The organism is Alkalibacterium sp. 20, assembly GCF_001885615.1.
In the GTDB taxonomy this organism is placed as follows: domain Bacteria; phylum Bacillota; class Bacilli; order Lactobacillales; family Carnobacteriaceae_A; genus Alkalibacterium.
Genome location: NZ_LSRN01000024.1, coordinates 34223 through 42773 on the forward strand (window position 1 = coordinate 34223; position 8551 = coordinate 42773).

The window sequence follows — 8551 nt, forward strand, 5'->3', positions numbered from 1 at the left end:
TTTTCTAATAATTTGATTAAAGTACTTGCACTATAAAGTATGATAAGTGATAATGTTTACTGTTATTAAAATAACGAATGACAGGGAGGGACCTATAGTGGTGCAAACAGAAATAGTCATTGAAATGAAAGGCATTACAAAGAAATTTGGCGAATTTAAAGCAAATGATAATATTAGTTTAAATGTCAAAAAAGGTGAGATCCACGCTCTCTTAGGTGAGAATGGTGCAGGGAAATCTACTTTGATGAACATATTGTCTGGATTGTTAGAACCGACATCAGGAGAAATTTATGTAAATGGTAAGAAGGAAAATATCGATTCACCTGACAAAGCCAACCAACTACGTATTGGTATGGTGCATCAGCACTTTATGCTTGTTGATAAATTTACCGTTGCTGAAAACATCATGCTTGGGAAAGAAAAACACCGTTACGGTTTCATGGATGAAAAAGGCGCTGAAAAAGATGTCAAAGAATTGTCTGAACGCTATGGTCTAACCGTAGACCCGTCTGCAAGAATAGAAGATATCAGTGTGGGAATGCAACAGCGTGCTGAGATCTTAAAAACATTATTCCGCGGTGCAGATATTTTGATATTCGATGAACCGACAGGAGTATTAACACCTCAAGAAATCAATGAATTAATGGATATCATGAAAAAACTAACGGATGAAGGCAAATCCATCATCTTGATTACACATAAATTAGATGAAATAAAAAAAGTTGCTGACCGTTGTACAGTAATACGCCGAGGTAAAAGTATTGATACAGTTGATGTTAAATCAACGTCTCAGCAACAACTGGCAGATATGATGGTTGGACGTTCTGTAACCTTTAAAGTAGAGAAAGAACCAGCTCAACCAAAAGAACCAGTACTTGAAATTAAAAATCTTACAGTGAAAGAGTCTCGCGGACTAGATGCTGTTAAAGGCATTGATTTGCAAGTGAAAGCTGGAGAAATTCTAGGTATAGCTGGCGTTGATGGTAATGGTCAATCAGAATTGATTCAAGCGATTACCGGCTTAACAAAAGTTGAATCTGGCACAATTAAATTGAACGGTAAAGATGTTACCGGGAAAAAACCACGTGAAATTACCGAAACAGGCTTGGGACATATTCCGGAAGACAGACATCGTCACGGTTTAGTTTTACCAATGAAACTAGAAGAGAATTTAAGTTTACAACAATATTACAAAAAACCGTTCAGTAAAAATGGCTTCTTGAACCATAAGGAAATCAAAAAACACGCGAAGAAATTGATTGAAGAGTTTGATGTGCGTACGCAAAGTGGAGAATCAACAGCTGCCTCACTTTCAGGAGGAAATCAGCAAAAAGCGATTATTGCTCGTGAAATCCATAGAAACCCGGCAATGTTAATTGCGGCACAGCCGACACGTGGACTAGACGTTGGTGCAATTGAATACATCCATAAGCGTTTAATTGAACAACGAGATAATGGAAAAGCCGTTTTACTCATGAGTTACGAATTAGATGAAGTTATGAATGTCTCAGATCGCATAGCCGTCATGTACGATGGCAAAATAATTGCCATCGTTAATGCAAATGAAACAACTGAAAATGAATTGGGTCTCTTAATGGCTGGTGTGCCATTAGAAAAAGCGAAACAGGAATTAACAGGTGAAGATAGAAAGGAGCGTGAGACTGTTGCTAACGACTAATCAAGATAGAGTAAATGCGTTACTCATTCCTATATTTTCTATTCTTTTAGGATTTATTTTTGGAGCAGTGCTCATGTTGTTCTTTGGATATAATCCAATACTAGCTTACCAAGCTATGCTTATGGGTGTATTTAATAGTCCTTACTTTATGGGCGAAGCATTAAGACAAGCGACAGTATTAACATTTGCAGGTTTGGGATTTGCCATCGCATTTAAGGCTGGATTTTTTAATATTGGAGTAGCTGGACAGCTCCTTGCGGGGTGGGTTGCTGCAATTTGGGTAGCTTTAAGTCTACCTGACTTACCAAGGGTTTTATTACTGACTCTAAGTATAGGTGCTGCAGTTATTGCAGGTGCTATATGGGCGGGCATCGCCGGTGCTTTACGTGCTTACTTTGGTACCAGCGAAGTTATCGTCACGATCATGTTGAATTATACTGCCCTTCATTTGACTAACTATATTATTCGAAATGTTTTAGCGACAGGAAATACAACTGAGCGTGTCGGTGAGAATGCAAGTCTTCGTGTAGAGTGGCTAGCGCAACTCACACAAAATTCACGAGTCAATATGGGCTTGTTTATGGCTATCATTGTTGTTATTTTATATTGGGTCTTCATGACTCAAATGACGGCTGGTTTTGAAGTTAGAGCTGTTGGATTGAATCCAGATGCTTCAACGTATGCCGGCATGAGTGCCAAAAGAAATATTATCTTGTCTATGTTGATCAGTGGTGGTTTAGCTGGTATGGGTGGTGCTATTCATGGATTGGGCACGTTTGGAAATATCTTTACTCAAAGTGGTCTGCCAAGTGTAGGTTTCAACGGAATCGCTGTTGCTTTGCTTGGTTTAGGTAATCCTATTGGTATTTTCTTCTCCTCAATTTTATTTGGTGTTTTAGATGTTGGTGCTGGCTTTATGCCTAACCGCGCTGGGGTACCAGATGAAATGGCCGATATAGTTATCGCTGCTATTATTTTCTTCGTAGGGGCGAATTATATTATTCGGTTACTATTGAACAAAATAAAGCTCAATAAGACTGTAGAAGAAGGAGGCGAATAGGCATGAGTATTACATCGTTATTACAGTTAATTGTTTCAAGTTCTTTGATCTATGCCGCTCCATTGATCTTTACTGCTATAGGCGGTACATTCTCTGAACGTAGTGGGGTCGTTAACATTGGACTAGAAGGCATCATGGTCATGGGTGCTTTTTCGGCAGCGATATTCAACCTTACTTTTTATAGTACGTTTGGCAACATGACACCTTGGTTAGGACTGCTGGCTGGAGGATTCATCGGGATTTTATTCTCACTTATCCATGCGGTAGCTACCATTCATTTTCGTGCCGATCATATTGTTTCAGGTACGGTTATCAACTTAGCTGCTCCTGCTATAGCCGTATTCTTAACAAGAGCGATTTACGGTGCCGCACAAACGGGACCTTTAGGCCGATCATTCGGTCGTTCCAATATTTTCCTGCTTCATAGAATACCTGTTATTGGTCCGATATTTTTCCGTAACACTTCAGGACCTGCTTATCTAGGTATACTAGTCGCAATTATTGCATGGGTAATCATGTTTAAAACAAGATTCGGATTACGTCTACGTTCCGTGGGTGAAAATCCGCATGCTGCAGAAACATTGGGAATCAATGTTTACTTAATGAAGTATGCTGGCGTAATGATCTCTGGATTCTTAGGCGGAATCGGTGGTGCAATTCAAGCTCAAGCTATCGCTAATGAATTTGGTATTTTAACCATAGCCGGTCAAGGGTTCATATCGCTGGCTGCTATGATCTTTGGTAAATGGAATCCATTGGGTGCAATGGGAGCAGCAATCTTCTTTGGCTTCGCTCAAAGTTTAGCTCGTATTGGGAACTATATTCCAATTATTCAGGACATACCTGGTATTTGGTTACAAATCCTGCCATATCTGTTGACGATTATTATTTTAGTCAGTGTTGTTGGCCGATCTGTGGCACCTAAAGAGATAGGAAAAACATTTATTAAATCTAAATAATCAGATCGAGTTAAACAGAAAAAGAGTCATTCGATAATGTTATCGAATGACTCTTTTTCTGTTTTTAAGTCTTTATTCATCTGAATCCGTCCAGACAGCCGGTTCATCATCTGCATTATAATTTTGATAAAAAACACTTTCCTTATAACGGACCATTCGTGTATTCCATTGGGGTTTTGGTATAGGTCTTTCATCTGTTAAACGGTATGTTAAGAATAATTCCGGGAAATTCACACCAGCACCCAGAGACATCACTTGACTGTCGCAGAAACGAGGATTGACATCAGTCAGTTTAAAGTTGCCGTCTTCTTTCATGAACTGCAGATTAATAAACCCTTCATCAATGATCGCTTCAGCAATTTCTATAGAAATTGCTATGAGTTCAGTATGTTCAATAACTGTACCATCAAAGAGTAAACCATCCGAGACAACAATATGATGACGAGGAACGCATACAACAGTCTTGGAATCATAAACATATAAATCGACACTGAATTCAGGTGGATCTAATTTTTTCATAACCATACGGCGATCAGAATTGTTTGTATTTAAATAATCTTCAAATGCAAAAACATGGGACTGCTGTGTTTCGATTTTTTCTATAAATTTTTCGCGATGAGTCAATACAGCAAAATCTGATGCTACATGGCCTGAGGTATTTTTGACAACAAGTTCTTCTTCATCTTTAAATTCGTTATGAATAAGACTTGCTAACTCGTCATGAGACGTAAACGCATAATAGGTAGGGATATACTCGCTGAAACCTTGTTCAACAAGCCAAACATAGGTCGCTTCCTTATCTGTAAGTCGGTCGAAATGAGAACTTTCAGGCAAGGCAAAAGGGATTGTCAGGCGTTGTTTATAATCCTCGTATAAAGCAATTTCATGAGGGTCACATGGGAAAAGAGCCTGAACTTGTTCTTTATCAGTGATTTCATTTAGTTGTTTGAAATAGTCGTCTTTGCTTTCAGTGAACCGTGATATCCGGTAGACACGGTCGCAAAAGATATTTCCGGTTGTGAGGGTACGATAGTCTGTGCCTATTACTGTTATATTTTTTATTTCTTTTAAACATTTTAAAACACCGAGAGCGATAGGGGTATCTATTGAGGTCACTAATACAGTTAGGTTTTCCATATGGGGCTCCTTTTTTAAGAAATTACACAATTTTTAGTAAGTGCTTTTATTATGATTATTCTACATCATTATAAAAGCACTTACAAACATTTAAGGTCACCGTTTTTCGATTGCAATAAGGAAAGGTGGTGAATTAGTTTGATTTATAAACTGGTACTGTAAAACAGAAAATTCATTTTGTGGAAGTTGCTTAACATACTCAAGTACCGCATCTTTTTCTGTTTCTCCGCCTTCGTGACCATAATAGATCATCAGAAGGACCAAGCCTTTATTCTTTATGTAAATCAGTGCTTGGTCAATACTTTTTAAAGTGGTTTTTGGTGTGGTTATAATGTTTCTGTCTCCTTTAGGTAAATAGCCTAAATTATAAACCACCATAGATAGGTCTGTTGAAGAAGAAAGAACAGTGCCTATTTCTTCGTGTCCTTTGTGATAAAGGCTCACACGATGCGCTAAGTTTGCTTCATTGAGTTTATCCTGCGTGTTCTCAATGGCTATTTTTTGAATATCAAACCCGATGACATGACCAGTTTCTCCGACACACTCGGCAAGCAGCAGGGTATCATGACCGTTACCGACAGTGGCATCAACTGCCGTGTCTCCGACCTGGACAAATTCTTTAATCAATGAATGGGTGAAAGACAATGCTGAATGTAACAATTATTACGCTCCCCTCAGTAAATATGTTAACTTATCTTTAATTAGTATTTTAGTAATAAATAAAAAGGTGGTTCTTCAATCCTATTCTGAGAGAAAATGCTAGTGTAGTTATAACATATATTATATTACATTTAGGTAACAAATTGAAATAAACTATTTTAGCCGTTCCGATTTTTAAGAACTAAGGTTATAATAAGTGAATAGAACAATATATATATATTCGAGAGGAGCAATTTATTAGATGATCAAGAAAAAATACATACCCCTTGCACCAAAGGAATATTTTAAAAACAACACCAAATCATTACTATTATCGACCGGAATTTTGGCAGGGATTGTTGCCATTGGTGGATTTACTGAAGCGGTAAATGCCGAGGAATTAAACTTAAACCAAGAAGGATTACAAGAGTTATACGAATTGTATAATCAAATTGAAACGACTGAACATAAAGCAACAGATCTTGAAGATTTATCAATAGAACAAGTCAGTGAATTAACTGAAGAACAGAAAGAAGAATTAGATTTTATCAGAACACAGCTAATAAGAATGATCGAATTAGCTGGAGGACAAAGTATGTTGGATCAACTACATAATCATTCATTGTCATACGAACAGCTTGATACCATTTTTGTTGCGTTACTTGAAAACAAGCTAACCGAATCTGTAGACGAAACTGTTGAAGAAGGAACAACTGAAGCAGCAGACGAAACTGTTGAAGAAGGAACAACTGAAGCAGCAGAGAAAACTGTTGAGGAAGGAACAACTGAAGCAGCAGAGAAAACTGTTGAGGAAGGAACAATTGAAGCAGCAGACGAAACTGTTGAAGAAGGAACAACTGAAGCAGCAGAAAAAACTGTTGAAGAGGGAACAACTGAAGCAGCAGAAAAAACTGTTGAGGAAGGAACAATTGAAGCAGCAGACGAAACTGTTGAAGAAGGAACAACTGAAGCAGCAGAAAAAACTGTTGAAGAGGGATCGACCGAAGCAGTAGTGACCGAAGAAGCTTTGGAAGAGCCAAATGTAGTAGAGACTGTTCAACCAGTAAAAGAAACAGTAAAAGATACAGTCAAAGAAACAGAAACGGTCAAAGACGCTGAAGCGCTTGTGTATGTTGTGAAATCCGGAGATACGCTAGGCTCGATCGCACAGCGTTATCAGACGACTGTAAATAAACTTGCTTCACTAAACAATATCACCAATGTTAACAGATTGTCTGTCGGACAAGTTTTAGCTATCAACGAAGCTGGAAAAGCGGAAGCTAAAGCACCACAACCGACTAAACCGGAAGGCCTTAATAAAGTAACCTCACCAAGTGAATTTATTGAAAACCTCGCAGGTTATGCACAAAATGTAGCAGGTAAAAATAACCTTTACGCGTCAGTTATGATCGCCCAAGCGAGTCTGGAGTCAGGTTATGGTAAAAGCAGTTTATCAACCTCACCTAATTATAATCTGTTTGGTATAAAAGGATCTTACAATGGCGAATCCGTAGCTAAAAGAACGCAGGAATATTACAAAAGTACCGGTTGGATAACGATTACAGATAACTTTAGGAAATACCCGAGTTATGAGGAATCCCTGCAAGACAATGCGAATCTGTTGCGTAATGGATTAAGAAGTAACAGTGCTTTTTACTCCGGGACTTGGGCTGAAAAGACAACGAGTTATCGTGATGCAACATTGTGGTTGCAAGGCAGATATGCAACAGACCCGACTTATGCGTCTAAATTAAATAGAATAATCGAACAGTTTAATCTGACACGATTTGACATTGTTCAGACAAAAGGAAACAGTACAGGAATTGTTAATCCAATTGTTCCCGAGACATCGATTACGCCACCGGCAAATCCTTACGAAAAAGTAACTACTTATAGAATCGTTAGTGGAGATACTTTAGGTAAAATCGCTCAAACCTATAACACAACAGTTCAGGATCTCAAAGTTGCCAATAAATTAACCGGTGATTTGATTTTCGTTAATCAGGAAATCATTGTGCCTGCTAGAGCAAACGAACCAAAACCTGAACCAATGCCTGAAACTCCCGTGACACCAGAAAAAACCGAAACACCTGAAACACCTGAAACACCTGAAGGGAATCAAACAAATTCAACAAATGAATACACGGTTGTCCGTGGGGATACACTGACTCAGATTGCGCAACGCTTCAACATGAGTGTAGCCAACTTGAAAACATTGAACAAACTAAATGGTGATACCATTTACATCAATCAAAAATTGAGCGTTCCGGTTACTGAGGAAGCTCAAAAAGATGTTCAACCAGTCGAAGACAATAAACAGACGGAACAAGATAAGAATACTTCTTCCATCACTGTTGTTCTCGGAGATACACTTTCACAACTTGCTCAAAAGTATAATACGACAGTTAGAGCAATCAAGGAAATAAACAAATTAACTTCAAACACGATTTATGTCGGACAACGATTAAATCTTTCTAACGTAGTAATGTCTCCAGTTAAGGAAGAAGCTAAACCAGTAGAAACGGTTGCCTCTGCCTATACCGTGAAAGCGGGAGATACATTAGGGCACATTGCTAGACAATTCAGTATGACGGTATCTCAGCTTAGAGAACAGAACAACCTAACTTCCGATTTGATCCGAGTGAATCAGAAGTTAACAGTATCAAGCAGCCAAGTAGTGGAAACAAAACCTGAACCTGCAAAACCGGTAGAACCTGCTAAACCAGCAGAAACGGTTGCCTCTGTCTATACTGTGAAAGCGGGAGATACATTAGGGCACATTGCTAGACAATTCAGTATGACGGTATCTCAACTTAGAGAACAGAACAACCTAACTTCCGATTTGATCCGAGTGAATCAGAAGTTAACAGTATCAAGCAGCCAAGTAGTGGAAACAAAACCTGAACCTGCAAAACCGGTAGAACCTGCTAAACCAGCAGAAACGGTTGCCTCTGTCTATACTGTGAAAGCGGGAGATACATTAGGGCACATTGCTAGACAATTCAGTATGACGGTATCTCAACTTAGAGAACAGAACAACCTAACTTCCGATTTGATCCGAGTGAATCAGAAGTTAAC

The 8551-nt window shown here is 38.6% G+C and carries 6 protein-coding genes; 4 read left to right on the top strand and 2 right to left on the bottom strand.

Annotation, left to right across the window (positions count from 1 at the left end; genetic code table 11):
* Nucleotides 1-97 precede the first annotated feature (97 nt).
* The 3 genes from AX762_RS04775 to AX762_RS04785 are packed head-to-tail and all read left to right on the top strand — an operon-like array spanning nt 98 to nt 3697.
* On the top strand, nt 98-1678 hold the full coding sequence (locus AX762_RS04775) for an ABC transporter ATP-binding protein (RefSeq protein ID WP_143139295.1): 1581 nt from the start codon (nt 98-100) through the stop codon (nt 1676-1678).
* Nucleotides 1662-2738, top strand: a complete 1077-nt coding sequence (locus tag AX762_RS04780; protein WP_071848025.1) for an ABC transporter permease — start codon at nt 1662-1664, stop codon at nt 2736-2738. Before AX762_RS04775 ends, AX762_RS04780 begins: the two co-directional genes overlap by 17 nt.
* A 2-nt stretch (nt 2739-2740) precedes the next feature.
* Nucleotides 2741-3697 carry an ABC transporter permease gene (locus tag AX762_RS04785; protein ID WP_071848015.1) on the top strand — a complete coding sequence of 319 codons (957 nt, stop codon included), beginning with the start codon at nt 2741-2743 and terminating at the stop codon, nt 3695-3697.
* A 72-nt stretch (nt 3698-3769) separates the two neighbouring features.
* Here AX762_RS04785 and AX762_RS04790 read toward each other — a convergent pair whose 3' ends face one another.
* Complete coding sequence (locus AX762_RS04790) at nt 3770-4834, bottom strand: ATP-grasp domain-containing protein (RefSeq protein WP_071848016.1); 1065 nt, start codon at nt 4832-4834, stop codon at nt 3770-3772.
* Nucleotides 4835-4930: 96 nt separating this feature from the next.
* Nucleotides 4931-5494 carry a class I SAM-dependent methyltransferase gene (locus AX762_RS04795; protein WP_071848017.1) on the bottom strand — a complete coding sequence of 188 codons (564 nt, stop codon included), beginning with the start codon at nt 5492-5494 and terminating at the stop codon, nt 4931-4933.
* Nucleotides 5495-5735: 241 nt separating this feature from the next.
* Here AX762_RS04795 and AX762_RS04800 point away from each other — a divergent pair.
* Nucleotides 5736-8551: LysM peptidoglycan-binding domain-containing protein (locus tag AX762_RS04800; protein ID WP_071848018.1), on the top strand; the 2816-nt coding region annotated here is incomplete at its 3' end.

What these genes read in the sequence shown, in the direction of transcription:
- AX762_RS04790 (WP_071848016.1), bottom strand. Translation starts at nt 4,834, where the DNA reads ATGGAAAACCTAACTGTATTAGTGACCTCAATAGATACCCCTATCGCT.
- AX762_RS04785 (WP_071848015.1), top strand. Translation starts at nt 2,741, where the DNA reads ATGAGTATTACATCGTTATTACAGTTAATTGTTTCAAGTTCTTTGATC.